General features: G+C 57.2%; 24 protein-coding genes and 3 tRNA genes. 9 read left to right on the top strand and 18 right to left on the bottom strand.

From position 1 onward, the window contains the following. From HKX44_RS03620 to hemA, 5 genes are all read right to left on the bottom strand, one after another. On the bottom strand, nucleotides 1–540 hold the full coding sequence (locus HKX44_RS03620) for a GIY-YIG nuclease family protein (RefSeq protein WP_276149932.1): 540 nt from the start codon (nucleotides 538–540) through the stop codon (nucleotides 1–3). Then, the gene (locus tag HKX44_RS03615; protein ID WP_276149931.1) at nucleotides 537–1,691 is read right to left on the bottom strand and encodes a DNA cytosine methyltransferase; all 1,155 of its coding nucleotides are present in this window, start codon (nucleotides 1,689–1,691) and stop codon (nucleotides 537–539) included. The genes HKX44_RS03620 and HKX44_RS03615 overlap by 4 nt, the downstream gene beginning before the upstream one ends. Nucleotides 1,692–1,741: 50 nt before the next feature. Next, nucleotides 1,742–2,866 carry a flavodoxin-dependent (E)-4-hydroxy-3-methylbut-2-enyl-diphosphate synthase gene (gene ispG, locus HKX44_RS03610; RefSeq protein ID WP_276149930.1) on the bottom strand — a complete coding sequence of 375 codons (1,125 nt, stop codon included), beginning with the start codon at nucleotides 2,864–2,866 and terminating at the stop codon, nucleotides 1,742–1,744. 120 nt (nucleotides 2,867–2,986) lie between these two features. Next, nucleotides 2,987–4,234, bottom strand: coding sequence for a helix-turn-helix domain-containing protein (locus HKX44_RS03605; RefSeq protein ID WP_276149929.1), 1,248 nt, complete (start codon nucleotides 4,232–4,234; stop codon nucleotides 2,987–2,989). A 122-nt stretch (nucleotides 4,235–4,356) separates the two neighbouring features. Next, complete coding sequence (gene hemA, locus HKX44_RS03600) at nucleotides 4,357–5,580, bottom strand: 5-aminolevulinate synthase (RefSeq protein WP_276149928.1); 1,224 nt, start codon at nucleotides 5,578–5,580, stop codon at nucleotides 4,357–4,359. 236 nt (nucleotides 5,581–5,816) lie between these two features. Between hemA and HKX44_RS03595 the strand changes: the two genes are divergently transcribed. Together HKX44_RS03595 and HKX44_RS03590 are read left to right on the top strand one after the other, a co-directional pair. Beyond that, a complete protein-coding gene (locus tag HKX44_RS03595) occupies nucleotides 5,817–7,187 on the top strand; it encodes a M20/M25/M40 family metallo-hydrolase (protein ID WP_276149927.1) in 1,371 nt (456 codons plus the stop codon). Nucleotides 7,188–7,211: 24 nt separating this feature from the next. Then, on the top strand, nucleotides 7,212–8,195 hold the full coding sequence (locus HKX44_RS03590; RefSeq protein WP_276153186.1) for a hypothetical protein: 984 nt from the start codon (nucleotides 7,212–7,214) through the stop codon (nucleotides 8,193–8,195). 12 nt (nucleotides 8,196–8,207) lie between these two features. Here the strand turns inward: HKX44_RS03590 and HKX44_RS03585 are convergent, their stop codons facing one another. The 11 genes from HKX44_RS03585 to tgt all read right to left on the bottom strand — a co-directional run bounded on the left by HKX44_RS03585 (nucleotide 8,208) and on the right by tgt (nucleotide 18,066). Further along, complete coding sequence (locus HKX44_RS03585) at nucleotides 8,208–9,167, bottom strand: DMT family transporter (RefSeq protein ID WP_276149925.1); 960 nt, start codon at nucleotides 9,165–9,167, stop codon at nucleotides 8,208–8,210. A gap of 171 nt (nucleotides 9,168–9,338) precedes the next feature. After that, nucleotides 9,339–9,415, bottom strand: a tRNA-Asp gene (locus HKX44_RS03580). Nucleotides 9,416–9,756: 341 nt separating this feature from the next. Continuing rightward, nucleotides 9,757–9,833, bottom strand: a tRNA-Asp gene (locus tag HKX44_RS03575). A gap of 455 nt (nucleotides 9,834–10,288) precedes the next feature. Then, nucleotides 10,289–10,411, bottom strand: a complete 123-nt coding sequence (locus HKX44_RS03570; RefSeq protein ID WP_276149924.1) for a hypothetical protein — start codon at nucleotides 10,409–10,411, stop codon at nucleotides 10,289–10,291. 321 nt (nucleotides 10,412–10,732) lie between these two features. Next, nucleotides 10,733–10,808, bottom strand: a tRNA-Val gene (locus tag HKX44_RS03565). Nucleotides 10,809–10,853: 45 nt separating this feature from the next. Next, nucleotides 10,854–11,417 carry a histidine phosphatase family protein gene (locus tag HKX44_RS03560; RefSeq protein ID WP_276149923.1) on the bottom strand — a complete coding sequence of 188 codons (564 nt, stop codon included), beginning with the start codon at nucleotides 11,415–11,417 and terminating at the stop codon, nucleotides 10,854–10,856. After that, the gene (locus HKX44_RS03555; protein WP_276149922.1) at nucleotides 11,414–11,995 is read right to left on the bottom strand and encodes a histidine phosphatase family protein; all 582 of its coding nucleotides are present in this window, start codon (nucleotides 11,993–11,995) and stop codon (nucleotides 11,414–11,416) included. The genes HKX44_RS03560 and HKX44_RS03555 overlap by 4 nt, the downstream gene beginning before the upstream one ends. 311 nt (nucleotides 11,996–12,306) lie before the next feature. Beyond that, nucleotides 12,307–12,774, bottom strand: coding sequence for an HU family DNA-binding protein (locus tag HKX44_RS03550; RefSeq protein ID WP_276153185.1), 468 nt, complete (start codon nucleotides 12,772–12,774; stop codon nucleotides 12,307–12,309). Nucleotides 12,775–12,954: 180 nt separating this feature from the next. Further along, nucleotides 12,955–15,366, bottom strand: a complete 2,412-nt coding sequence (gene lon, locus HKX44_RS03545) for an endopeptidase La (protein WP_276149920.1) — start codon at nucleotides 15,364–15,366, stop codon at nucleotides 12,955–12,957. 234 nt (nucleotides 15,367–15,600) lie between these two features. Continuing rightward, the gene (locus tag HKX44_RS03540) at nucleotides 15,601–16,686 is read right to left on the bottom strand and encodes an alkene reductase (protein WP_276149919.1); all 1,086 of its coding nucleotides are present in this window, start codon (nucleotides 16,684–16,686) and stop codon (nucleotides 15,601–15,603) included. A 252-nt stretch (nucleotides 16,687–16,938) separates the two neighbouring features. Next, nucleotides 16,939–18,066: a tRNA guanosine(34) transglycosylase Tgt gene (gene tgt / locus HKX44_RS03535; RefSeq protein ID WP_276149918.1), complete on the bottom strand. Its 1,128-nt coding sequence runs from the start codon at nucleotides 18,064–18,066 to the stop codon at nucleotides 16,939–16,941. Nucleotides 18,067–18,180: 114 nt separating this feature from the next. On the opposite strand from tgt, the gene HKX44_RS03530 reads away from it, so the two are divergent. The 7 genes from HKX44_RS03530 (at nucleotide 18,181) to tpiA (ending at nucleotide 22,855) form a co-directional block, all read left to right on the top strand. Beyond that, entirely contained in the window at nucleotides 18,181–19,074 is an 894-nt protein-coding gene (locus HKX44_RS03530; protein ID WP_276149917.1) for an SPFH domain-containing protein, read from the top strand. Then, the gene (locus HKX44_RS03525) at nucleotides 19,074–19,349 is read left to right on the top strand and encodes a hypothetical protein (RefSeq protein ID WP_276149916.1); all 276 of its coding nucleotides are present in this window, start codon (nucleotides 19,074–19,076) and stop codon (nucleotides 19,347–19,349) included. The genes HKX44_RS03530 and HKX44_RS03525 overlap by 1 nt, the downstream gene beginning before the upstream one ends. A 79-nt stretch (nucleotides 19,350–19,428) precedes the next feature. Next, nucleotides 19,429–20,811, top strand: a complete 1,383-nt coding sequence (rimK, locus tag HKX44_RS03520) for a 30S ribosomal protein S6--L-glutamate ligase (RefSeq protein WP_276149915.1) — start codon at nucleotides 19,429–19,431, stop codon at nucleotides 20,809–20,811. Nucleotides 20,812–20,929: 118 nt separating this feature from the next. Continuing rightward, a complete protein-coding gene (locus HKX44_RS03515) occupies nucleotides 20,930–21,292 on the top strand; it encodes an SUF system Fe-S cluster assembly protein (protein WP_025044536.1) in 363 nt (120 codons plus the stop codon). Nucleotides 21,293–21,348: 56 nt separating this feature from the next. Next, a complete protein-coding gene (locus HKX44_RS03510) occupies nucleotides 21,349–21,711 on the top strand; it encodes an iron-sulfur cluster assembly accessory protein (protein WP_276149914.1) in 363 nt (120 codons plus the stop codon). Continuing rightward, nucleotides 21,708–22,037, top strand: coding sequence for a TfoX/Sxy family protein (locus tag HKX44_RS03505; RefSeq protein WP_276149913.1), 330 nt, complete (start codon nucleotides 21,708–21,710; stop codon nucleotides 22,035–22,037). Before HKX44_RS03510 ends, HKX44_RS03505 begins: the two co-directional genes overlap by 4 nt. Before the next feature lie 74 nt (nucleotides 22,038–22,111). Beyond that, nucleotides 22,112–22,855: a triose-phosphate isomerase gene (gene tpiA / locus HKX44_RS03500; protein WP_276149912.1), complete on the top strand. Its 744-nt coding sequence runs from the start codon at nucleotides 22,112–22,114 to the stop codon at nucleotides 22,853–22,855. 48 nt (nucleotides 22,856–22,903) lie between these two features. Here the strand turns inward: tpiA and HKX44_RS03495 are convergent, their stop codons facing one another. Both HKX44_RS03495 and HKX44_RS03490 read right to left on the bottom strand, forming a co-directional pair. Next, nucleotides 22,904–24,280, bottom strand: coding sequence for a TRAP transporter large permease (locus HKX44_RS03495; protein ID WP_276149911.1), 1,377 nt, complete (start codon nucleotides 24,278–24,280; stop codon nucleotides 22,904–22,906). A gap of 4 nt (nucleotides 24,281–24,284) precedes the next feature. After that, on the bottom strand, nucleotides 24,285–24,965 hold the full coding sequence (locus tag HKX44_RS03490) for a TRAP transporter small permease (protein ID WP_276149910.1): 681 nt from the start codon (nucleotides 24,963–24,965) through the stop codon (nucleotides 24,285–24,287). Nucleotides 24,966–25,035: the final 70 nt, after the last annotated feature.

Here is a 25,035-nt window from a genome sequence, read left to right as displayed (position 1 = left end):
CTATAGAAATGTCTTATGATACTTCACGAGGCGCTGAAAATGCGCCTCCAGAGACCGCTTCAGGTGGGCAGCATCCTTAACTGTCAGGATGTAGTCCACCAACAAATTATACTGTTGGATTTGCCGCGGCAGGCGTTGCGCCGGATCAAGCCGCAACAGGCGGTCAGTTTCCTCGATCACCTGCACCTGTTGCTTTTCCGGCCAGTCCAGCGTGCCCACCGGCCCGCTCAGGCTTTTGCCATTCATCAACGGTTGCTCTGCATCGAAATGTTGGAATACCGCGTCTTCAAGCGGCTGAACATCTGCCTTTTCCATGACCGGCCATGCCCAGACAAAAGCGATTTCCCAAACGTCGATCTGCCGGTTCGCGATGACATCAGAACGGGCCGAAGTCAGATGACGGCGCACGCGGCTGCGGATGCCATCCACCGATTGTCCTACATAGATCGGCTGCCCGTCCAGATCACACAGCGCATAGACACCGATGTCGTTGGTCAGTGCCCCCAGCGCCTTGGACCGGTATTCCTGCGCGTTGCTCATGCAACTTGCCGGCGCAGGGTGGCTTGCAGGATCGGCTGGAACAGGCTCCGGTCCAGATAGCTGACGATTGGCACCGCCACGCCATCCCCGGCCACCTGATAGGCCTGGTTATAGCGCTCCGGCATCTTGAACCGGTCGCTCAACCCCATCAGCCGCGCAACCTCTTTGCTGGACAAAAGCCGCGCACGGGTTTCGTTGCCTTTGATGAACATAATCGTCTGGCGTGACGAGCCGCCCGCAGGGGTGCGCAGACATCCCGCCAGACCGTCAAACCGCACTTCAGCGCGTTGCCGGTTCGTGCCACTTTCATCGGGGCGGCCCCGTTTATACAACATGCCGATTTCGGTCTTGCCGGTGCTGCGCGCCTTGCGCACCCTTGTCTGGCTGGGTTCGGACATCATCGACAACAGACGCGAAACTTCTGGCTCGGCCAGCCAAGTGGTGTTTGGGGTTTCATCCACCAGTTTGCGCAGGGAAACCCGCCGCGGCGCGGGTGCTTCATGTGTCCACCAGACCCAGTGCCGGGCAATGCTTTTGGGCAGCTTTGCCACAAAAGAAGTGACTTTATCGGTGTGGAAAACGCCGTTCGCAGTCTTGCCGGCCAACCCGTCGATCAATACGTCCTGCCGCACTCCGATGATGAACAGGCGCGGCCGACTCTGGGGCAGGAACTTTGCTGCATCAATTTCCAGCGCGCCGACGCGATACCCCAGCCCGATCAAGGTCTCCAAAACAGCGCGTAAGTCGCGCCCACCGTTACGAGTCATCAATCCGGTGACGTTTTCAAATGCAATGATACGCGGGGCAAACCCGCGTTCTCCCGCCTGCCCGATCAGCCGCGCCCATTCCATGAACATGCCAGAGCGCGCGCCGTTCAATCCCCGCCCCTTACCCGCAAGCGAGAAATCCTGACAGGGGCTGGATGCCCAATACAAATCTATCGGCTGTGCCAAGGGGGCGATATCAAGGGCTGCAATGTCACACTCAAACAGATGTTCAGCACCCCAATTCCGCGCATAAGTGGCGCATTTCATAAGGTCGATGTCATTGGCCAAGGCACAGTCCCACGCCTTGCCAAGCCCCGCACGCACCATGCCGGCACCGCAGAAAAACTCGGCATACTTGGGGGGATTATCGACAGCGGCTACCATATCTATGTCTAAACCCAGCCCCTTTGGGTGTCGACTGGAAAACGGCTTGTTTACCCGTCAGCCTTGGCTGTCTGGGCGTCGATTTCCGCTGCACGTTTCTCGACCTGTTCGACGATGTGTTCGATCATTTCGGCGTTGTCCTGTTTGTGGCTTTGCTTGCCCGCCAAATACACCATCCCCGAACCTGCCCCCCCTCCGGTAAAGCCAACGTCGGTCATCAGGGCCTCGCCCGGGCCATTGACCACACAGCCGATAATGCTCAGGCTCATCGGGGTTTTGATATGTTCAAGGCGCTGCTCCAGAACCTCAACCGTCTTGATCACATCGAACCCCTGACGCGCACAGGACGGGCAGGAAATGATGTTCACACCGCGATGACGCAGGCCAAGTGACTTCAGAATTTCGAATCCCATCTTCACTTCTTCTACCGGATCAGCCGACAGGGACACGCGGATGGTGTCGCCGATTCCCATCCACAACAGATTGCCCATGCCAATTGCGGATTTCACGGTCCCACTGATCAAACCGCCAGCTTCGGTGATGCCAAGGTGGATCGGCGCATCCGTGGCATCCGCTAGCTTTTGATAGGCTGCGGCGGCCATAAACACATCCGATGCCTTGCAACTGATTTTGAACTCGTGAAAGTCGTTGTCTTGCAAAATCTTGATGTGATCCAGCCCGCTTTCCACCATCGCATCAGGACAAGGTTCGCCGTATTTCTCCAGCAGGTGTTTTTCAAGACTGCCGGCATTCACCCCGATCCGGATCGAACACGCATGGTCCCGCGCTGCCTTGATCACTTCCTTGACCCGCTTTTCATCCCCGATATTGCCCGGATTGATCCGCAAACAGGCCGCACCGGCCTCGGCGGCCTCGATCCCGCGTTTGTAGTGGAAATGTATGTCCGCGACGATCGGCACCGAAACCTCTGGCACGATCAGCTTCAACGCCTTCGAGGAGGCCTCATCAGGGACCGAGACCCGCACAATATCAGCACCCGCGTCTGCCGCGGCCTGCACTTGGGCAATGGTGCCCTTCACATCGGTGGTTAGGGTGTTGGTCATGGTTTGCACCGAAATCGGTGCATCCCCGCCTACGGGGACATTGCCCACCAGAATCTGGCGGGATTTCCTGCGGTAGATGTTGCGCCATGGACGGATGGAGTTAAGCGACATGAAAGCAACCTTTTAGCAAAGAGCGATGTCTCTCATCTATTCACTTGGGGTCGTGTTCGCAATGGAGGTTTGGCCGGGCAATGCCCGCCTGTGGCAATCACCAATCAGTTGGAAGATTACTTAGTTTGCCTGACAGGGCATCGCCGCAAGCACCGCCGGATCAAGGTCAGAGCTGGCAAGATCGGCAAACATCCGTGTCAGCGAGCGATCCGCAGTCGGGTCAACCGGTTCATAAAGGGCGGTTAACGCCTGATTGTCCAAAGGCAGATTCGATGTGATACTGCCACGTGCCCCAACTGGGCCATAACAGCCATCGGCCATGGCAAAATACAATGCACCGGATTCGCCGGTACGCAGGGTTGGCGGTTCTTCGGTGGCGGGTACATCCCATGTGTCGCCCTTGTCCATGACCCCCTCAAAGATCACAGTCCCGTCAGCGGCCCGCACACGCACCCATGACGGATAGGCCGCAACCATACGCACAGCCGCGGCGGGGCCTTCGACAACCTGCGGCACAGCCGGATTATCGATACCGGACGGCAGCTCGTCGGCAACCATACCGGCAATACGCGACGACTGATCAGGCGAGGCAAAATTACCCAGGGTGCGCGGGTCGATTGTTGCAATCGGCGCATCGCGGGCCACCATCACCGGCACATCCAATGCCTGAGGACGATAGAGACGGTCCATCGCCTCGGCACGTGGGGTTAGACCATGGCCGGCATTGGCACCAGCATTGGCGTCTGGTGTTGCGGTCAATGCGCCCTGAAGCGGGTCCAGATCAGACAACACAACCGGCGTTTGATCGACCGGTGCCACCTGCACACGCTGCACTTCTTGCAAAACGGTATACCCGCCGAAACCGATTGCACCAATCAGCGCCACCAGCACAATCATTGATCCGACGGCCCCCGGTTCGATCCGGCTAAGCAGACTATCGCCAGCTGGGGTAAAAGGTGTGTTCGGGCGGGCAAACAAATCCGCATCTGACGGGGTGCCGCTGCGCCCTTCCAATGCTGGTTTTTTGATCACAGACGCATCCGCAGACATGCCATGCGCAACGGTAAAACCAGATTCGGTGCAGAAAGCCGCAAATGCCTTGTCCGGATCCATATCCAGATAACGGGCATAAGACCGGACATAGCCTGCGATGAACCCCGGTGTATCAAAGGCATCAGGATCGGCATTTTCGATGGCAGCAATATATGAGGCTTTGATCCGGAGTTCACGCTGAACATCCAGCAGTGATTTCCCCATCGTGGCGCGTTCGCCGCGCATTACATCCCCAAGACGCAATTCGAAAGCATCAAACCCTACGGGTTCAGCAAGTTCTTCGTTTTTAGCCTTAGAGGACCAACGCCCGATCATCCCATCGCCCCATCGTTAACGTGCCTGAAACCATTTTACCTGAATCGCCCCTCGATTCGGGATATGGCCTTTTGTTTCGTTATCGATAGCACAGTGCAACGTGAAATACGAATTTAACCTGTTTACCCAGCAGCTTCGGCACGATTCAGCGCACAATGCGACCACAATCCGTCCATTGCCCGGATCAGGGCATCAATTTCACCGAATTCATGTACCGGCGAGGGCGTAAAGCGCAGACGCTCTGTGCCACGCGGAACCGTCGGAAAGTTGATCGGCTGAACGTAGATGCCATAATCCTGCAACAACATGTCACTCAACATCTGGGTATGAACCGGGTTCCCAACCATCACAGGCACAATATGTGACCCGTGATCAATGATCGGCAATCCCAGCCCCTTGAGGCGGAGTTTCAGGATTTTTGCCTGTTGCTGATGCTTCTCGCGCAGATCTGTTGCGGTCTTGAGAAAGGCGACCGACGCTGCCGCACCTGCGGCCACCGCTGGCGGCAACGACGTGGTAAAGATAAAGCCCGGCGCATAAGAGCGCACGGCGTCACACATCTTGGCGCTTGCCGCGATATAGCCGCCCATCACGCCGTATGCTTTGGCCAGCGTGCCGTTGATAATGTCCAGCCGGTCCATCAGCCCGTCGCGTTCGGCAACCCCTGCCCCGCGCGGCCCGTACATGCCCACGGCATGTACTTCGTCGATATAGGTCAGCGCGCCGAATTCATCCGCAAGATCACAGATCGCTTCAATCGGACCGAAATCGCCATCCATCGAATAAATCGATTCAAAGGCGATGACTTTGGGGGCCGCCGGATCGTCCGCTTCCAGCAATTCACGCAGGTGAGCAACATCGTTGTGACGGAAAACCCGTTTGGCCCCGCCGTTGCGCCGCACACCTTCAATCATGGAGGCGTGGTTCAGCGCGTCGGAATAGATGATCAGACCGGGAAAAAGCTTGGGCAATGTGGAAAGCGTCGCATCATTGGCGATATAGGCCGAGGTGAACAACAGCGCCTCTTCCTTGCCGTGCAAATCCGCCAGCTCAGCTTCAAGCCGCTTGTGATAAACCGTGGTGCCGGAAATATTGCGCGTCCCGCCAGAGCCTGCACCCGTGGCGCGCAACGCTTCTTCCATGGCGTCAAGCACAACAGGGTTTTGCCCCATGCCGAGATAGTCGTTGCCACACCATACGGTGATTTCCTGCTCTGATTTATCAGGGCGGGTCCAGATCGCATGAGGGAACTGCCCCTTGCGCCGTTCGATATCAATGAAGGTCCGGTAACGGCCTTCTTCGTGCAAGCGCGCAATCGCCTCGTCCAGTTTAGCGGTATAGTCCATGCGCATCTCCGATCAGCAGCTTAGGGCAGACGTCGTTCGTACCACAACATATTAACAGGAACGAATAAAGAAATCCGCGCCTGTATTCAACGTCATATAGATGCGCCGTTTGTCGCAGCTTTGATCTATGTCAATTTTGTGTCACGGCAGGCCTGCTCCCCTCCGATTGGCCTCTGGACACGCAGGTCTTGACTGATACGCTCTGCGGCGAACCCACAGATACCGGAGCCCTCCCCATGTCCCTAGATGACGTTCTGTCAAAGATCGACGAAGACCTGCCCGCCGCAACAGACCGGCTGCTGGATCTTTTGCGAATCCCGTCCATCTCGACAGATCCGGCCTATAAGGCGGATTGTGACCGTGCCGCTGACTGGCTGGTGCGGGAATTGTCGGAAATGGGGGTCGAAACCACGAAGCGCCCCACTCCGGGGCATCCGATGGTGGTCGGGCACCTTGGCGATAGCGGCCCGCATCTTTTGTTCTACGGCCACTACGACGTCCAGCCGGTGGACCCGCTGGATCTTTGGGACAATGATCCCTTTGATCCCCAGATCGAGGATACCGCCAAAGGTCAGGTCATTCGCGGGCGCGGGTCATCTGATGACAAAGGCCAGTTGATGACTTTCATAGAGGCGCTGCGGGCGTGGAAAACCGTCAAAGGAGACTGGCCCTGCCGCATCACCTTCTTTCTTGAGGGGGAAGAGGAATCAGGTTCCCCGTCACTTGTGCCCTTCATGCAGGAAAACGCGGAAGAGTTGAAAACCGACGTTGCCCTGATCTGTGATACCGGTTTGTTCGAATCAAAGACCCCTGCGATCGTCACCATGTTGCGCGGATTGCTGGGCGAAGAGCTGACGATCACCGCGCCGTCCCTTGACCTGCATTCCGGCATGTACGGTGGCATTGCGATGAACCCTGTGCGGGTGCTGTCCAAAATCATCGCGGCGCTGCATGATGACACTGGCCGGATCACTGTGCCGAACTTTTATGACGGGGTGCCCGAACTTTCTGACGCGCTTGAGGCGCAATGGCAGGGTCTGGCTTTTGACCATCAAAAATTCCTTGCCGATGTCGGACTGTCCACCCCTGCCGGCGAACAGGACCGTACACCGCTTGAGATGATCTGGTCGCGGCCCACCTGCGAAGTGAATGGCATCTGGGGGGGCTATACCGGTGACGGGTTCAAGACCGTGTTACCCTCCAAAGCATCGGCCAAGATCAGTTTCCGCCTTGTCGGCACCCAAGACCCGCTGGCAATCCGCGAGAATTTCCGCGCCATGGTCACCGAAATGCTGCCGCCGGATTGCGAGGTCAGCTTTCACAGTCACGGGGCCAGCGGCGCATCAGGTGCTGATTTTTCCGATCCGATGTTTGAATGCGCCCGCAAGGCGCTGACCGACGAATGGCAGGTGCCCGCGGCCTATGTTGGCTGTGGCGGGTCGATCCCGATTGCCGGCCATTTCCAGAAAATTCTGGGCACCGAACCTATGCTGATTGGCTTTGGCAAGGATGACGACGCGCTGCATTCTCCCAATGAAAAATACGACATGGAGAGCTTTCACAAAGGCATCCGGTCTTGGGCACGGATACTGGAGGCGCTGACGTGATCCGTCAGGACACCAGCAAAAATAATGGGTACTGACCTAAGAAACATGCCACAGCGCCCCTGTCTCCTTGGAATGGTTGTCGCTGTCGGCCTCAGTCTGGGGAGTGCCCCTATTGTGCAAGCCTGTGCCTTTCATGGCTATACCCCCGACCCGACGTTGGTTGACGTTCTGTTGGCCACCGAAGAGGTGGTGATTGCGCGCCTATCTAAAGGCGGCGCGCAATTCGAAGCTCTGGAGACCCTTGCAGGACCACAGGTCACCCAAATCGGCCTGCGTCCCTCGGCGCAAACCCGCCTTGCCGCACAGGGCCGACCCGGCATCGAAGTGTTGCTCGCGCGGGATGGCAGTTACGGCCCCTGGCAAGAGGTGGCAGTGTTTGAGGGGGCCATGGCCAAGGCGTTGCGCGCGGTCCTGTCACAGCACGGCGCTTGGCAATCTGGTGACCAACGCGCGCGGGTCGCGTTTTTCGCCCGTCACCTGAACGCCACCGACCCTGCCCTGCGCCGGCTTGCCCTGCGCGAGATGGACCGCGCGGAATATGCAACTTTGCGCAAAACCGCGCTGCCGCAGGTGGCGGGGCTGCGTCGTGATTTGACGCAAGAGGATGCCTCCCTGCGCCCAATCCGCATTCTGCTTGCCGGTCTGTCGGGCGACCGCCGCTTTGTACCGGTTCTGACAGAAGCACTCGCCAAGGGGGTGGCCGCGCGCAAGCCCTACCTTGGGGCTTATGCGACCGCCTTGATCGAACTGGAGGGCACCAAGGGCGTCGACGAGATCGCAGCACGCTACCTCTCCAATCCCAATCTTGCTTTTGATTTGCGCGAAAAACTGGTGCAGGCCTTTGCCTTGCAATACCACGTCGCCCCTGCTGATGTGCGGCGCAGCATCGCGCGCACAGTGGCCCGCCTGTCGCGACAGGACGTGGGTTTCGCACAAAGCGCGGCCCGCCAGTTTGGCAGCGTCAGCCGATTCAACACAGAAACCGCAGGCAGCGGCGCGGACCGCTGATGCGCTGCACTTTTAGCCCGTCCTAGGATCGGACTTGGCCCGCCCTTCACGCAGGAAGACATAGACGCCCGATGCAATCACAATGGCCGCCCCAGCCAGCACGCTGACAGAGGGCCATTCACCGAATATCGTCCAGCCCCAAAACAGTGAAAAGATCAGCAACACATATTCGAATGGCGCCACCGCCGATGCGTGGCTTAGGCGATAGGCCTGGGTCATCAGGTACCCGACCATAGCCGACAAAACCCCAAGCCCAAGAATGGGCAGCAGATCGCCCCTTTCTGGCCAAACCCACGCCCGCAACAAAAACTCTAGGGACGGGTTGCTGTCGGGCGAGACAAACCGCCCGTCCCCGGCCACCAGATAGACCATGGCACTGACCGAGATGAAGGCAAACTGCATATGCAACGCCAGCGCCGAGGCGCGGCTTGTCTGTCCCAGCTTGCGGGTCAGCACTGACATCGAGGCATAGAATGCCGCCGCCACAACCGGCAAGACCACAACCCAGCCATAGCCCCCTTCGCCTGCAACGATCTGCGGTGCCATCATCGTCATGACCCCAAGAAACCCGATCCCAATCGCCGCAAACCGGCGCGGCCCGACCGTTTCCCCCAAGATCGGAATCGACAACAGCGTCACAAACAGCGGAGCAACAAAATACAACGCCGTTGCTGTTGCCAACGGCAGGGAGGCAATGGCGGCGTAAAGTGATGTATTGGCGATCAGAATAAACAATGCCCGGGTGGCGTGCAGCGCCCAACGCCCGGTATTCAACAACCTGAACCCGCCCTCGGCCATCAGCAAAGCCACCGTAAAACCAATCGCCACAACAGATCGCAGCATAATCAGCTCGTGCAACGGGTAGCTGCCTGACAGGGATTTCACCAACATGTCATTGACGGAAATGCACAGCATCCCGCCCAGCATACAAAAAATCCCCAGACGGGACGGATTGATCGGGAGTGTGTTCATGTACCCTCATAACGCCAACGGCTCGGTGATGTCAGGGCTTTAAGCCCGGACCGGAAATATTCTGCCTTTAGGGACGGTTATGTACCGCGCACCCACAGCGCCAGAGACCGTCTCACAGCTAAATCTCTAAAAGAAAAAAGGGCCCTCAAAGAGGACCCTTTTCGGCAGCGGTGGCGCGGTTGACGGGACTCGAACCCGCGACCCCCGGCGTGACAGGCCGGTACTCTAACCAACTGAGCTACAACCGCCCGCTGCGTGGCGACACAGTTTCCTGCGACGCGTTTGCACCTCATATGGGTGTGCCGCACAGCCGTCAAGGGAGAGTTTTGACAGTAATTGCATTATGGCCGAATTTTCTATCAGACCCTTGGGAAACAACAGGGGTTTTCCCGCCCGGCAAACCTGCAAAAACTGCGGTATAACCCTATTTCAAAGGCGCATTCAGCTGCCTTGCTTTGGTGCCGAACCAGCGCAGCACGTTTACCTTAGGTTATCGCAACAACAGACCGGACATCGCCGCACCACGCGTCAAACCCACCGATGAAATCGGTCGATAAAACGCAGATTTTGTTTGAAAATCTTGCAGCGGTGGCGCGGTTGACGGGACTCGAACCCGCGACCCCCGGCGTGACAGGCCGGTACTCTAACCAACTGAGCTACAACCGCCCACTGCAAGCTTACGAGGTTACTCTCGAAGCGTTTGGATGTCATATGGTCGGCTGCGCGAAGCGTCAAGACAGAAATCCACGCGAAGGGCGGAAAATCTGTTCAGGCCGGTTTTTTACCAGTTTTATTGCCGGTCGCGGTGGATGCGGAATGACCGGTGATCGCGTTTTCCTCCCTGCGTTGTAAGTTGTCCTTCCAACAACGCCCTTGGCTGCTCAACCCGCTTGGAAGTCACCCAATTGGAATCAACCCTCCGCCCCGCAAACGAGTGTCTCGGGCATAATTTCAAAAAGCCGCACCAGAATCAGAACCGGATTATTTTAAGCCATCAAAAGGGCGCAGCTGATTCCAGGCTCAGGCCACACCGATCGCGTTTTAAATAAACCCTGAGCCGCCTCCCCTCTTGGTCGAACGTGAAAAGCGATGCGTGATCCCTCTGGATAACTCGAAAAGCTTTAAACAGTTCGCCGCCAGACCTCGTAGCCCAGAACAAGCAGCATAAACAGCAACGACAGCACCGGCCAAACATGGCGCTTTGCGCTTTTACGTTTCTTTTCCCGCCAGTCATATGGTGTCATGTTAGCCCCCGTTTTCTCAGCGCCAAACATAACCTCTGACAGCCCCCCCTTGGCAAGCAAAGCATCACGGAAGGGCCGCGTTCCACATCCGTGTTGGCTGCTTCTCATGTCCCAAACAAGACACGCCCAAAGCCTTGCCAGCTGGTCTGCATCTGTGGCGCGCGGAGGTTGAGGTAAATTCGGAATTTCGCAGATCGCTGGCGCAAAGCCCGCGGCGCGATCGTCTCACCCTACCCAATTCTTTTTGCAGGAAAAGTTGCAACCAGAAAACGACTTAAACCGCCGGTTGGTAGCATCTTTCGAAACGTTAGGGATATACGGTGGTGGGTCGTGAGAGGCTCGAACTCCCGACATCTTCGGTGTAAACGAAGCGCTCTACCAACTGAGCTAACGACCCGCCGTGTGGGTCTATTAGCCCAAGGAGTGCGGGGGCTTCAAGCCCCTAAGTGAGCCTTTTTTGCTCTCCATCAAATAAAAAGAAAACAACACCCTGTCCGCCGTCGATTTCCCTAAGGGCACCTATGGGACTATCGGTCAAAATCAGCCGCAACATGCGGGATGTGATGCCATGGGTGATCAGAACCGATGGTTGCTTGAGGTTTTTCAGGAATCGCAGACAGCGGGCGTGCAGCGCATCAAATCCCTCGCCGTCGGGGGCCAGTTCATAAAGGGCAAATCCGTCACGGGCACCGGATTCGGCCATGACCGCGCCGCGCTCCCTGCCCGCCCAAGCGCCCAATCCAATTTCACTCAGGGCCGGATCAGTGGTGATCGGGGAGATTTGCCCGGCGAGTGCGATTTTGGCTGTTTTAAATGCCCGGCCTTGTGGGCTGCTGATGGCTGCAAACCGCTGGATGTCTTGCGTGCGCAGGATTCGGTTCTGGGTTTCAGCCTGTACGCGGCCGGTGGCGGTTAGCGGAGAATCAAACCGGCCCTGCAACCGCCCGGATGCGTTCCATTCGGTTTCACCGTGCCGCAGAATATACACGGGGGGAAAGGCACTCATTGCATGGTTTCCAGAACAGTCTCTTGCCCATTCTCCAGCACATAAACACAGCCCTGATCGTTAGACAGATGCCCCGCTTGCTCCATGTCCAATCCGCGCACAACCGCCCGCATCACCTGTCCCCACAGCCCATGCGCAACGACAACACTGGGCCCTGTCAGATCGTCCAGAAAAGATCGGATACGGGATTCGAAAGCCGCCAGCCCCTCGCCCCCTTCTGCGGCTTCGTAAATCGCAAGTGGCGACGGGTGGCCCTCAGCCCAAGCAGGGTTTTCAGCCAGCAGATCGGCGCGCAGGCGACCTTGCCAATTGCCCGCATGAATTTCCATCAATCGCGGGTCACAGCGATAATTTGCACCGGCCAAGGCGATATCTGCGGTCTGGATTGTCCGCCCCAGCGGGGAAACAAAAATCTCGGGCCCTTGCAATAGGATCGGGGCGATCAGGCACGCCTGGCACTTTGCATCCGACACCCCTTGCGGTGTCAGGGGGGAATCAAGCTGCCCTTGCAGGCGGTACGCCTTGTTCCACTCGGTTTGACCGTGCCGTAAAAACCAAATTTTCGGATAATGTGTCATCGCTGCCCCGCCTGTACTGCTGCCTAAGCAATAGATAATGCCACCCCGATAGTGAATGGAAGACCACAGGTTCATCGCGCCCACGGGCCGATATAGCGCCCGACCTTAAACAGGTATCCCCAATACCCTGTCAGGCTGCGCGTTCTCGGGATATCAGGGATACGAAATGCTTCAGGTTAAAGGCCGGATGCTCTCTAACCCGGGGTTTCGCCGAAATGCCTTAGGCGCAGGATCCATAGAACCTGCGAAAACGCGCCTCGTCAGGAACAAAATCTGACAAACGGGCGCAGAAAAATCTATGAATCCTGAGCCTAATAATCAGGCGCGTCTGGCAATTGTGTAGCATCAGAAGGTTCGGAGCGTTCCGAAGGCGTGGTCTGGCGGATTTTGGCCACAACCATTCGTCCGTTGGCCAGTTTCTTTTCGCGTCTGATCTTCATCCGCCCCATAGGCGGCAGGTTCAGTTCCCGGTTGTCGCCAATGGCCTCGCCCAAAACGGCCAGCATTGTTTCCACCACCGGCTTCACGTCTTTCTTTTTTAGACCCGAACGTTCGACGACCGCTTCGATCAGCTCTTTCTTGCGCATCATCGGGCCAATGATCACCGGTGTCGGTGCATCCACCACCCTGGGTTCTGCCTGTTTCATCGGTGCCGGCTGCGATCCGTCCAGTATGGAGGCCGCGGGTTTGAGCCCGGGGGCTTTGGCTTTGGGCGCTTTTGTGGCGCGCGTTGACTTGGTCGGCTTGCGGGGTGCTGTACTCACGAAACTCTCACTCATTTTTATTTCTTGCCTGATGGCAGTCTAGCGAGTTGTCGTTTCTTTTTCTAGCTTTGCTTGGACGTCCTGACGGCTGGGGCTGCTGGATGCACCTGCGTGTCCATCCGGTCTGATGCAGGCGAACACAAAAAACGCCCCGGAAAATCCGGAGCGTTTTGAGTATTCAAGGCGCAGTGCCGCTTAATGTGCAGTAGGTGCAGCACCGTCCGCGTTGCGCACGGCCAGTGCCGCCGCTGCCGCCGCATCCTCGGCCGCCTGATCCCATTCGATGGCTTCCGGCTTGGACACAAGCGCATGTTCCAGCACTTCGGAAACATGTTTGACGGGAATGATCTCAAGCCCCTCTTTCACATTATCCGGAATATCCGCCAGATCCTTTTCGTTCTCTTCCGGGATCAGCACTGTTTTAATTCCACCGCGCAATGCCGCCAGCAGTTTCTCTTTCAAACCACCGATCGGCATCGCATTGCCACGCAGAGACACTTCACCGGTCATCGCGATATCTTTGCGGACGGGAATCCGCGTCAGCACCGAAACAATCGAGGTCACCATGGCCAGACCTGCCGACGGCCCGTCCTTGGGGGTGGCACCATCCGGCACGTGAACGTGAATGTCCAAGGTGTCGAAACTTGGTGGCTTCACACCAATCTGAGGCGAAATTGACCGCACATAGCTGGAGGCGGCGTCGATGCTCTCTTTCATCACGTCGCCCAGCTTACCTGTGGTCTTCATCCGCCCCTTACCCGGCAGGCGCAGTGCTTCGATATGCAACAACTCACCGCCAACGGAGGTATAGGCCAGCCCGGTCACGACACCCACCTGGCTTTCTTCTTCGGCCAGACCGTAACGGTGTTTACGCACCCCAAGGAAGTCACCAAGGTTGTCGCCGTCAACTGTAACGCTCTCGGTCTCTTTTTTGACGATCTTGGTCAGGGACTTACGCGCCACCTTGGCTATTTCACGTTCAAGGTTCCGCACGCCAGCCTCGCGGGTGTAATAGCGGATTATGCCCTGAAGGGCCGAATCCTCGATCTTGAACTCCTTAGCTTTCAAACCATGGTTCTTGATCTGCTTTTGCACCAGATGCTGCTTTGCAATCTCCAGCTTTTCATCCTCAGTATACCCCGACAGCGGAATAATCTCCATCCGGTCCAGCAAAGGCCCCGGCATGTTATAGCTGTTGGAGGTGGTCAGGAACATCACATTGGACAGGTCATATTCAACCTCCATGTAATGATCCACGAAAGAGCCGTTCTGTTCCGGATCAAGCACTTCCAGCATTGCGGATGCGGGATCACCACGGAAATCCTGCCCCATCTTGTCGATCTCATCGAGCAGGATCAGCGGATTTGTGGTCTTGGCCTTTTTCAGCGCCTGAATGATCTTACCGGGCATAGAGCCGATATAGGTCCGGCGGTGGCCGCGAATTTCGCTTTCGTCACGCACGCCACCCAGCGAGATGCGAATGAACTCGCGTCCCGTTGCCTTGGCCACGGATTTACCAAGTGAGGTTTTACCCACACCAGGAGGGCCGACCAAACACATGATCGGGCCTTTCATCTTGCTTGAGCGCTGCTGTACCGCGAGGTATTCGACGATCCGCTCTTTGACTTTTTCCAAACCATAGTGATCATTGTCCAGAACCTCCTGCGCCTTGCCGAGGTTCTTTTTCACGCGCGACTTCACGCCCCACGGGATCGACAGCATCCAGTCCAGATAGTTGCGCACAACCGTGGCTTCCGCAGACATCGGGCTCATGTTCTTGAGCTTCTTGATCTCCGCATCCGCCTTCTCGCGCGCTTCCTTGCTTAGTTTGGTGGCGGCGATTTTCTCTTCCAGTTCGGCAACTTCGTTCTTGCCGTCCTCGCCATCCCCCAGCTCTTGCTGGATCGCCTTCATCTGTTCGTTCAGATAATACTCGCGCTGGGTCCGCTCCATCTGGGACTTCACGCGGGTTTTGATCTTTTTCTCGACCTGAAGCACGGACATTTCACCCTGCATCAGCCCATAGACTTTTTCCAAACGCTCGGACACGCTCAGCGTTTCAAGCAAATCCTGTTTTTGCTCCACTTCAATGCCCAGATGCCCGGCAACCAGATCAGCCAGACGCGCAGGTTCGCCGGTCTCGCCAACCGCTGTCAGCGCCTCTTCGGGCACGTTCTTTTTCACTTTGGCATAGCGTTCGAATTCATCCGCAACCGAGCGCAGCAAAGCTTCGGTGGTGGCGGCATCCCCCGGCATTTCGGTCAGATATTCGGCCCGCGCCTCAAAGAAATTGTCATTCTCAAGGTAATCAGTGATACGCACCCGCGCCTGCCCTTCGACCAGCACCTTCACGGTACCATCGGGCAATTTCAGCAGTTGCAAAACATTTGCCAATACGCCCGCCCGAAAGATGCCTTCGGCTTGCGGATCATCCTCGCCGGGGTCGATCTGGCTGGACAGCAGGATCTGCTTGTCGTCCGCCATCACCTCTTCGAGGGCGCGCACGGATTTTTCACGGCCAACAAAAAGCGGCACAATCATATGGGGGAACACGACGATATCGCGCAGGGGCAACACCGGGTAAGAGGCGTTCAATGGGTCTAACATGCTCAATTCCTTATATAGCAAGACAGTTCCGGTCCCTTTTATAGGCAACCAACGCCGTCTCCCGTTCCAGACCGATATGTAGTTCCGGCCCGCCTGTTTCAATCCCCGTTCCTTGGGGTTGGCCGCATAATCGCCTGCAAAGGCCATAGGTGCAACCGTGGTTTTCCGGCCAATTGACGGAAATTGAAACCAGTAGATAGGACTGCCCGCCGCCAAAGCGGCAGGCAGCCGTTTTCAGCCGTCCAATGTGGGATAATCAGTAAAGCCCTCGTGGCCACCACCGTAGTAGGTTTTGGGGTTGCCCTCGTTCATCGGTGCGTCGCGTTTGTAGCGCTCAACCAAATCGGGGTTCGCGATGAAAGGACGGCCGATCGCGATGATCTCGGCATGGCCGGTTTCTGCCGCATTCAGCGCCATTTCACGATCATAGCCGTTGTTGGCCATGAACGGCCCGTCAAACAAGTCGCGCAGCGCCTTAAGGTCTTCGCCCTCTGCCAGCTCCCGCGAGCCGCCTGTCGCCCCTTCCACCATGTGCAGATAGGCCAAGCCAAAACCGTTAAGCCCCTTGATCACATGTTCAAAGGTTTCTTGCGGATTATCATCGCTGATTCCGTTTGCCGGTGAAAATGGCGACAGACGGATGCCTGTACGATCCGCGCCAATGGCTTTGGTCACAGCGCTGGTTACTTCCATCAACAGGCGGGCACGGTTCTCGACACTGCCACCATAGGCATCGTCGCGCTGGTTCGATCCGGTTTTGAGGAACTGATCCAGAAGATACCCGTTGGCGGCATGAATTTCGACACCGTCAAACCCGGCCCGCATCGCCATTTCAGCGGCATGGGTATAGTCATACACAATGCGTGCCATCTCGCCGACCTCCAGCGCGCGCGGATCCGAGGTTTCTTCGAAACCATTTGCGGTAAATGTCTTTACTCCCGCGTTCAACGGCGAGGGCGCAACCGGTGCCTGTTCGTCGGGCTGCAATGAGCTGTGGCTGATGCGGCCCACATGCCACAGCTGGATCACGATCTTGCCGCCTTCTGCATGAACCGCGTCGGTGACTTTGCGCCATGCGGCCACCTGCCCCTCGGTATAGATGCCCGGGGTCTGGAAATACCCTTTGCCTTCGCCGCTGATCTGGGCAGCCTCTGTGATGATCAAACCAGCACCGGCGCGCTGGCGGTAATATTCGACATGCATATCAGCCACTTCGCCGGTATCATTGTCAGCACGGTTGCGGGTCAACGGGGCCATTGCAATCCGGTTGGACACATCAATTGCGCCAAGTTTTGCGGGGGTAAACAGCGTCTCTGTCATACTCGGGTAACTTTCATTTCATTTGCATTGAACCTGACCTATGCCCCAGTCCCGCCAATACAAGCGGGCTGACCCCGGGTCACAGCGCAACCGGCCCATCTCAAGCCAGATGCGGTCAAACAAAATACCTGAATGCACCGGTGCGCAAAAACACCCGTTCCAGAGCGGCACACCAATCACGATGGTTCCGTTACCACAGCCCCCGAATTTCGCGGGTCGGTGTTCTTTTGTGACAAAACTACGGTCGCGGGTTTAAAGCGGCTCAATATCGCCTTCCGCCCGCCCGTCATGGAAATCCTTTTCCCAGGTCGCGAATGTACCCGCCGCGATGGCACCGCGCATCCCGTCCATAATGTCCTGAAAATACCGAAGGTTATGCCATGTCAGCAACATGCCCGAAATCATCTCTTGCGAGCGGAACACATGATGCAGATAGGCCCGTGAATAGCTTGAGCAGGCCGGACAGGCACAGTTTTCATCCAAGGGACGCGGATCGTCGGCATGGCGCGCATTCTTGATGTTCAGGACGCCGCGACGGGTAAACACCTGCCCTGTGCGGCCCGAGCGTGAGGGCAGAACACAATCCATCATATCAATCCCGCGCTTTACCGCACCGACAATATCGTCCGGCTTGCCCACGCCCATCAGATAACGGGGCTTGTCCTCGGGCAGTTGATCGGGCGCGTAATCCAGACAGCCAAACATTGCCTCCTGCCCCTCGCCCACGGCCAGACCACCGACGGCATACCCATCAAATCCGATCTCGCGCAGGGCTTGTGCCGATTGCTGGCGCAGATCCTCTTCCAGACCGCCCTGCTGAATGCCGAACAAAGCATGGCCCGGCCGGTCGCCAAATGCATCTTTTGAACGTTTCGCCCACCGCATCGACAATTCCATACTGCTGGCGATACGGTCCCGATCCGCAGGCAACGCGGGACATTCGTCAAAGCACATGACAATGTCAGAGCCCAGAAGCGCCTGAATTTCCATCGACCGTTCCGGCGTGATCTCATGTCTTGAGCCGTCGATATGGCTTTTGAATGTCACGCCGCGCTCTGTCAGCTTGCGCAGATCAGCCAGTGACATCACCTGAAACCCGCCGGAATCCGTCAGGATCGGCTTGTCCCAATTCATGAATTTATGCAGCCCACCCAAACGTGCAATGCGTTCCGCTGTGGGGCGCAACATTAAATGATAGGTATTGCCCAGCAAGATGTCCGCCCCCGTTGCCGCAACGCTTTCGGGCAACATCGCCTTGACCGTTGCCGCCGTGCCCACGGGCATAAACGCCGGCGTGCGGATATCACCACGCGTTGTATGGATGACACCAGCGCGCGCCTTGCCGTCTTGCGCGTGCTTTTCAAAGGTAATGCGGGACATTTCGGGCTACTCCTTGTCGTTGGAGTAAGGGGGTAAACCACCACGGTAAAACTTGCAATCAGCCGTGAAAATACCCACATATAGCAGGTATAGGAACCCAAAAGGATAGTTATTGTGGACTTCGAACAACTGATCATCAGCATTCTGGAAAACAACCTTGCTTGGCTGTTATTGGCCGCGCTTGTCGTCATCCTGATTGTCAAATCGGTCAAGATCGTTCCGCAGTCAGAACAGCATGTTGTTGAACGTTTTGGCCGGCTGCGCGCGGTGCTGGGACCAGGCATCAATATGATCGTGCCGTTTATCGACCGGATTGCGCATAAAATCTCGATCCTTGAGCGCCAGCTGCCCACCGCCTCGCAGGATGCCATCACCCGCGACAATGTGCTGACGCAGGTGGATACCTCGGTGTTTTACCGCATCACCGAACCGGAAAAGACTGTTTACCGTATCCGCGATGTTGATTCCGCGATTTCCACAACCGTCGCCGGTATCGTGCGCGCCGAGATTGGTAAAATGGATCTGGACGAGGTGCAGGCCAACCGTAATTCGCTGATCGACACGATCAAATCCACTGTTGAACAGGCCGTGGACGACTGGGGCATCGAAGTGACCCGGGCCGAAATTCTGGACGTGAACCTTGATGCAGCCACCCGCGCCGCGATGATGCAGCAACTGAATGCCGAACGCGCGCGCCGCGCCCAGGTGACCGAGGCCGAAGGCTCCAAACGTGCGGTCGAACTGGCCGCCGATGCGGAACTTTATGCATCCGAGCAAACCGCAAAAGCCCGCCGCGTTCTGGCCGAGGCCGAAGCCTATGCCACACAGGTGGTCGCGGTTGCCATCAATGAAAACGGTATCGAAGCGGCACAATATCAGATCGCCCTGAAACAGGTTGAGGCCGTCGGCGCCATGAGCAGCGGTGAAGGCAACCAGACCATCGTGGTCCCTGCCGAAGCGCTGGCTGCCTTTGGCGACGCCTTTAAACTGCTGAAAGGACGTGGATAATGGCTGACTATCTGACACTCTGGTGGGTCTGGATCTGTATCGCTCTTGGCCTTGGTGTGGTCGAACTTCTGGCCCCCGGCTTTATCTTTCTGGGCTTTGCCATCGGGGCCGTGATTGTTGCGGGCATCGTAGCCTTGATCAGCCTCAACAATATTCCGGCCCTGCTGGCGCTCTTTGCAATCCTGTCCCTTGCCGCTTGGATCGCGCTGAAGGCCGCATTTCGCAAACAGTCCAGCGGCGCAAGGATTGTGACACGCGACATCAACGAAAACTAAGGCCTCGCGTCTCAGTCTGCAGTTGAGATTACCTCCGCCCCCTGTTAGGCCAGATGCTTGGACGCAAGGGGGTAGATAGATGGAAAACTTAGCATTCGGCTGGGAAGAATGGGTGGCATTGCCAGAGCTCGGCCTGCCCGCAATCAAGGCCAAAGTTGACACCGGCGCGCGCACGTCAGCGCTGCACGCCCATGACATCGAGACATTCGGCCCCGCCTCCAAACCCAAGGTCCGGTTCAACGTCCACCCGATTGCCGGGCGCACAGACATTGTGATCACCTGTTCCGCCCCTTTGGTCGACCGGCGCGAGGTGACCTCGTCTAACGGCGAGGCCGAACAGCGCTATGTGATTGAGACAAAACTGGACGTCGGCGGGCAAAGCTGGCCCATCGAAGTGACCCTGACCAACCGCACCGGAATGAGCAGCCGCATGTTGCTGGGCCGGCAGGCGCTGAACGATCACATCACCATCTCGGCAACAGAACGGCGTTTGCAGCCAGACCTTAACTATGACGTCTATCATTCGGCTGTCATGCGCAAAACCGCACCAAAACGCGCCCTGCGCATTGCCGTTCTCAGCCGTGAAGACAATTATTCCACCCGCCGTCTGGTCGCGGTCGGGGAAGAACGCGGACATACAGTTGAAGTCATCGACACAACCCGGTGTTATATGGCGATCAACGCCATGGCCCCGGAAGTCCATTACGATGGCAAGCGCCTGCCCCGTTACGACGCGGTCATCCCGCGTATCGGCGCGTCGATCACCCCCTATGGCACCGCAGTGATCCGCCAGTTTGAAACCATCGGGACCTATTGCGTAAACGGCAGTGCCGGGATCACCGCAAGCCGTGACAAGCTGCACGCTCATCAGGTTCTGGCCTCCAAGAAAATCGGTATGCCTACCACGGCTTTTGCCGCTTCACCCAAGGACACCAGCAACCTGATGGGCCTTGTGGGAACCGCCCCGCTGATCGTGAAGCTGCTGGAATCAACGCAGGGCAAAGGCGTTGTGCTGGCCGAAACCAAAAAGGCGGCTGAATCCGTGATCGACGCCTTTCGCGGCCTCAAGGCGAACTTTCTGGTGCAGGATTTCGTCAAGGAAGCCGCTGGCGAGGACATTCGATGTCTGGTGATTGCCGGCAAGGTTGTGGCCGCGATGAAGCGCACCGGTGCCGAGGGTGATTTTCGCTCGAACCTGCACCGCGGTGGGTCGGCGAAAGTGGTACGCATCTCGAAAGAGGAACGCGACACTGCTCTGCGCGCCGCCCGGGCTTTTGGTCTGGGCAAGGCGGGTGTCGACCTGCTGCGTTCGGAAAGCGGCCCCAAGGTTCTGGAGGTGAATTCCTCACCCGGGTTTGAAGGCATCGAAAGGGCCACCGGCAAGGATATCGTCGGCAAGCTTTATGACGAGATCGAAGCCCGGGTAAAACCGCAACCGGTGCGCAAACGCAAAGCTGTCTAAGGATAGGCCCCTAGACAGCTGTCTGCAAACGATACCTCGATGCTTCAGTCGGCTTCTCGCCCTAGACGTTGCAAGCGACAAACCCTATATAAACACTCAAGATATAAACGAGGGCCAGATGACCGATCAAACACAACCCATGGAAGGCACGCCGCTGATTGCGCCCTCCACCACAGATCATCCGATGTATGAACAGGTCGTTGAGGCCTGCCGCAGCGTCTATGACCCTGAAATTCCTGTAAATATTTACGAACTCGGGCTGATCTACACCATCGACATCGACGCCGAGAACGCCGTAGATATCAAAATGTCCCTGACCGCCCCCGGCTGCCCTGTTGCCGGTGAAATGCCAGGCTGGGTTGCTGATGCAGTCGAACCTCTGCCCGGCATCAAACAGGTGAATGTGGAACTGGTCTGGGAACCGCCATGGGGCATGGACATGATGTCCGACGAAGCCCGCCTTGAGCTGGGTTTCATGTAACCCACCTTGAGAATACCGGCCCCCTTTCCTATCTTGGGGGCAACAGGAGGACAGACATGTTCGGCATTCCCGGCAAACAAGCCGTCACGATCACCCCCAAAGCGGCAGCGCAAATCAACAAGTTGATGGCGTCCGCCGGTCACGCAGGCCTGCGGATCGGCATAAAAAAAGGGGGCTGCGCAGGCATGGAATATACCATGGAATACGTCGACGACGCCGACCCGAATGACGAGGTGGTCACCCAAGACGGGGCCTGTGTGATGATTGCCCCAATGGCGCAGATGTTTCTGTTCGGCACTGAAATCGACTATGAAACCACCTTGTTGGAATCCGGCTTCAAGTTCAATAATCCGAATGTGACCGAGGCCTGCGGATGTGGTGAATCGATCAAATTTGACGACTCCCTTAGCGTGAAATGAGCGTCGGCCCCGCCGATATCGCTTTTGCCACCGAGCTGTTCAACGAAATTCCCGATCTCAACACCCGCAAGATGTTTGGCGGGCTGGGTATCTATTCGAACGGCGTTATCTTTGCCCTGATGCAGTCCGACAGCCAGCTGTTGCTCAAAGCGCAGGATGCCGGTTTCATCAAAACTCTGGCCGCGGCGGGCAGCCGGCAATGGACCTATCCGCGCAAAAATGGCGCTGAGACCGCAATGCCCTACTGGACCTTACCAGAGGCCGCTCTGGATGATCCCGACATGGCGAACACCCTTGCCCGCGCGGCACTGGCTCTCTTGCGGTAGGCCACAGGCCACAATTGCCTTAAAAGCTGCCAGCTGTTAGGCAAAGCCATTATTCCCAACACCATAGGACAGACATGCGCCGTAAAATTGCCGCCGGAAACTGGAAAATGAACGGCACAAGTGCAGCCTTGTGCGAGCTTGATTTACTGGGCAAATCCCTGCCAGAGAATGCCCCGACCGTGGTGATCTGCCCCCCCGCACCCTTGTTGTTTCGCGCCAGCGAAACCGCACAAGGCGTCGCCATCGGGGCGCAGGATTGCCATATGCAGGCCTCCGGCGCGTTCACCGGTGATATCGCTGCGCAAATGATTGCTGACACCGGTGCCACCTATGTGATCATCGGCCACTCCGAACGCCGCGACGCCCATAGCGAAACCAATGCCATGGTACGCGACAAGGCCGAGGCCGCATGGTCCGCCGGCCTGACCCCGATCCTGTGCATCGGCGAAGCGCTGGAAGATCGCGAGGCTGACAACACGCTCAACATCATTGGGGGGCAGCTGGCCGGTTCCCTGCCCGGTGCCGTCACAGCCGACAATACCGTCATCGCCTATGAACCGATCTGGGCCATCGGCACTGGCAAGGTGCCAACCCTTGAACAGATCATCGAAGTCCACGATTTCATCCGTGACCGCCTGATCGCCCGCTTCGGTGCTGACATCGGCATGGCCATCCCGCTGCTTTATGGCGGCTCGGTGAAACCTGACAATGCGGCCACGATTTTTCAGGCCGAAAACGTCGACGGTGCCCTTGTCGGGGGGGCCTCGCTCAAGGCCCGCGATTTCACCCCGATTATCGCTGCCCTCGCCGCCTCCTGATCTTCATCTTGCCCTTAAACTCAATGCCGCAGGTCTCACCAAGTGCCGTCACTTGGTGATGATCTCCGGACCCATCATCAATTCCGGCAACCAGGTGCTGAGTGCAGGAACATAGGTCACCATAATCAGGAAGACGAACAGCACCGCCAAGAACGGCAGGGCCGCCCGTACCACATTCATCATCGGCATATTGGCCACACCCGAGGTGACAAACAGGTTCAACCCAACTGGCGGCGTGATCATCCCGATTTCCATGTTCACTACCATGATGATGCCCAAGTGAATCGGATCAATGCCCAGTTCGATTGCAATCGGGAACACCAAAGGTGCCACAATCACCAACAGCCCGGAAGGCTCCATAAACTGTCCACCAATCAGCAAGATCACATTGACGATAATCAAAAACACAATCGGTCCGAACCCGGCACTCAGCATCGCTGCCGAGATTTGCTGCGGCATCTGCTCGTCGGTCAACACATGTTTCAGGATCAGCGCATTGGCAATGATGAACATCAAGGTCACCGTCAGCTTGCCCGCTTCAAACAGCGTATCACGGGTGTCGCGGTGGAAAAACACCGTGAGCGCCGACCATGGCTTGCTGAAGAATGAGATATTCGCCCCGCCGCCTTCCACATGTAACGGCCCCATATCGCGATAGACAAAGGAGGCGATGAAGAACGCATAGACTGCTGCCACTGCAGCGGCTTCGGTCGGGGTAAAGATACCGCCATAGATGCCGCCCAGAATGATCACGATCAGAAACAGGCCCCAGCCCGCTTCAATGCCCGAGCGACGCACTTCGCCCCAGCCTTTCCATTCGCCTTTTGGCAAGTTTCTCACCCGCGCCATGATGTAGATTGTCGTCATCAGCATCAGCCCGGCCAGAAGTCCCGGAACGACACCGGCCAGGAACATCCGCCCCACGGAGACATCTGTGGCCGAGGCATAAACAACCATCACAATCGACGGCGGGATCAGGATGCCCAACGTGCCCGCAACCGCAATGACGCCAGCGGCAAAATCCTTGGTATAGCCGACCTCGCGCATACCCACGATGACGATCGATCCGATCGCAACCACCGTTGCCGGCGATGAACCGCTGAGTGCGGCAAACAGCATACAGGCAAAAACCCCCGCAATCGCCAGCCCGCCGGGCAGATGCCCAACCAGCGCGATGGAAAACCGGATGATCCGCCGTGCCACGCCGCCCGTCGACATAAAGGACGAGGCCAGAATAAAGAACGGGATCGCCAGCAGCGTATAATGCCCTGCCATGGCTTGAAAAAATGTCTGGGCAATCGACGCCATAGAGGTGTCGGACAGCGCCAGCAAAAAGATGATAGAGGACAGGCCCAACGATACCGCAATCGGCACGCCGACCAACATCAGGCCTACAACCATGGTGAAAAGAATGATGACTTCCATGTGCTTAGCCCTCCGCGTTCATATGTTTGACGTCTTCGACCGCGTCTTCGGCCTCGTGACTGACGATCAGGGATTTCTGCCGGCCAGTGATCACTTTTACGGTGGCCTGAACAAAGCGCAGCAACAACAGCGCGGCACCAAAGGGCAGCATGGCGTAGGGGATGAAACGCGGGATTTTCTCATAGGCTTCCCCCTCGTTCATGATCGGCTCGATAAAGCGCAGCCAGTCGGGGATCGGCGTGTCGATCACCTCGTACCAGGCCTGATCCCGGCTGTTTTCAAACCCCGTCGGGAACCAGCGCCCCGTGGTGGCATCCAACCCCGCAAACGGTGCCCAATAGTCCCAAGCCCCTTTCATCAACAAGCCCGCGTAAAGCACACAGATCAGCCCCGCGAGAATGGCGAGCATCTTGCGTGGCCCTTCTTCAAACAGGTTGATCACCGCATCCACGCCCAGATGTGCCGTCACCTTGACCGCATAGGACATGCCAAACAGCACCAGCCATGCGAACAGGAACGTCACCACCTCAAGGCCCCAGATAATGCCGGTATTGAACCCGTAACGCAGAACCACGTTTATAAATGTAATGAGGGTCATCAAGCCGAGGATCAGCGCAATCGCAGTCTCCTCAATCTCGCTTACGATACGCGCAAGCCCGGTTTGCGTCGATGAATGGCCAGACATGCGGCACCCCCTGTCCAGAATAAACGTGTGAATAAATTGAGTTACAGCCGCCCCTCAGGTCGGGGGCGGC

It is taken from the genome of Sulfitobacter sp. M05 (genome assembly GCF_029285175.1).
Classification (GTDB): domain Bacteria; phylum Pseudomonadota; class Alphaproteobacteria; order Rhodobacterales; family Rhodobacteraceae; genus Sulfitobacter.
The sequence above is the reverse complement of the archived record's forward strand: the minus strand, read 5'-3'. Positions and strand labels throughout refer to the sequence as shown.

What these genes read in the sequence shown, in the direction of transcription:
- HKX44_RS03620 (WP_276149932.1), bottom strand. Translation starts at nt 540, where the DNA reads ATGAGCAACGCGCAGGAATACCGGTCCAAGGCGCTGGGGGCACTGACC.
- HKX44_RS03615 (WP_276149931.1), bottom strand. Translation starts at nt 1,691, where the DNA reads ATGGTAGCCGCTGTCGATAATCCCCCCAAGTATGCCGAGTTTTTCTGC.
- ispG (WP_276149930.1), bottom strand. Translation starts at nt 2,866, where the DNA reads ATGTCGCTTAACTCCATCCGTCCATGGCGCAACATCTACCGCAGGAAA.
- HKX44_RS03605 (WP_276149929.1), bottom strand. Translation starts at nt 4,234, where the DNA reads ATGATCGGGCGTTGGTCCTCTAAGGCTAAAAACGAAGAACTTGCTGAA.
- hemA (WP_276149928.1), bottom strand. Translation starts at nt 5,580, where the DNA reads ATGGACTATACCGCTAAACTGGACGAGGCGATTGCGCGCTTGCACGAA.
- HKX44_RS03595 (WP_276149927.1), top strand. Translation starts at nt 5,817, where the DNA reads ATGTCCCTAGATGACGTTCTGTCAAAGATCGACGAAGACCTGCCCGCC.
- HKX44_RS03590 (WP_276153186.1), top strand. Translation starts at nt 7,212, where the DNA reads ATGGGTACTGACCTAAGAAACATGCCACAGCGCCCCTGTCTCCTTGGA.
- HKX44_RS03585 (WP_276149925.1), bottom strand. Translation starts at nt 9,167, where the DNA reads ATGAACACACTCCCGATCAATCCGTCCCGTCTGGGGATTTTTTGTATG.
- HKX44_RS03570 (WP_276149924.1), bottom strand. Translation starts at nt 10,411, where the DNA reads ATGACACCATATGACTGGCGGGAAAAGAAACGTAAAAGCGCAAAGCGC.
- HKX44_RS03560 (WP_276149923.1), bottom strand. Translation starts at nt 11,417, where the DNA reads ATGAGTGCCTTTCCCCCCGTGTATATTCTGCGGCACGGTGAAACCGAA.
- HKX44_RS03555 (WP_276149922.1), bottom strand. Translation starts at nt 11,995, where the DNA reads ATGACACATTATCCGAAAATTTGGTTTTTACGGCACGGTCAAACCGAG.
- HKX44_RS03550 (WP_276153185.1), bottom strand. Translation starts at nt 12,774, where the DNA reads ATGAGTGAGAGTTTCGTGAGTACAGCACCCCGCAAGCCGACCAAGTCA.
- lon (WP_276149920.1), bottom strand. Translation starts at nt 15,366, where the DNA reads ATGTTAGACCCATTGAACGCCTCTTACCCGGTGTTGCCCCTGCGCGAT.
- HKX44_RS03540 (WP_276149919.1), bottom strand. Translation starts at nt 16,686, where the DNA reads ATGACAGAGACGCTGTTTACCCCCGCAAAACTTGGCGCAATTGATGTG.
- tgt (WP_276149918.1), bottom strand. Translation starts at nt 18,066, where the DNA reads ATGTCCCGCATTACCTTTGAAAAGCACGCGCAAGACGGCAAGGCGCGC.
- HKX44_RS03525 (WP_276149916.1), top strand. Translation starts at nt 19,074, where the DNA reads ATGGCTGACTATCTGACACTCTGGTGGGTCTGGATCTGTATCGCTCTT.
- rimK (WP_276149915.1), top strand. Translation starts at nt 19,429, where the DNA reads ATGGAAAACTTAGCATTCGGCTGGGAAGAATGGGTGGCATTGCCAGAG.
- HKX44_RS03515 (WP_025044536.1), top strand. Translation starts at nt 20,930, where the DNA reads ATGACCGATCAAACACAACCCATGGAAGGCACGCCGCTGATTGCGCCC.
- HKX44_RS03510 (WP_276149914.1), top strand. Translation starts at nt 21,349, where the DNA reads ATGTTCGGCATTCCCGGCAAACAAGCCGTCACGATCACCCCCAAAGCG.
- HKX44_RS03505 (WP_276149913.1), top strand. Translation starts at nt 21,708, where the DNA reads ATGAGCGTCGGCCCCGCCGATATCGCTTTTGCCACCGAGCTGTTCAAC.
- tpiA (WP_276149912.1), top strand. Translation starts at nt 22,112, where the DNA reads ATGCGCCGTAAAATTGCCGCCGGAAACTGGAAAATGAACGGCACAAGT.
- HKX44_RS03495 (WP_276149911.1), bottom strand. Translation starts at nt 24,280, where the DNA reads ATGGAAGTCATCATTCTTTTCACCATGGTTGTAGGCCTGATGTTGGTC.
- HKX44_RS03490 (WP_276149910.1), bottom strand. Translation starts at nt 24,965, where the DNA reads ATGTCTGGCCATTCATCGACGCAAACCGGGCTTGCGCGTATCGTAAGC.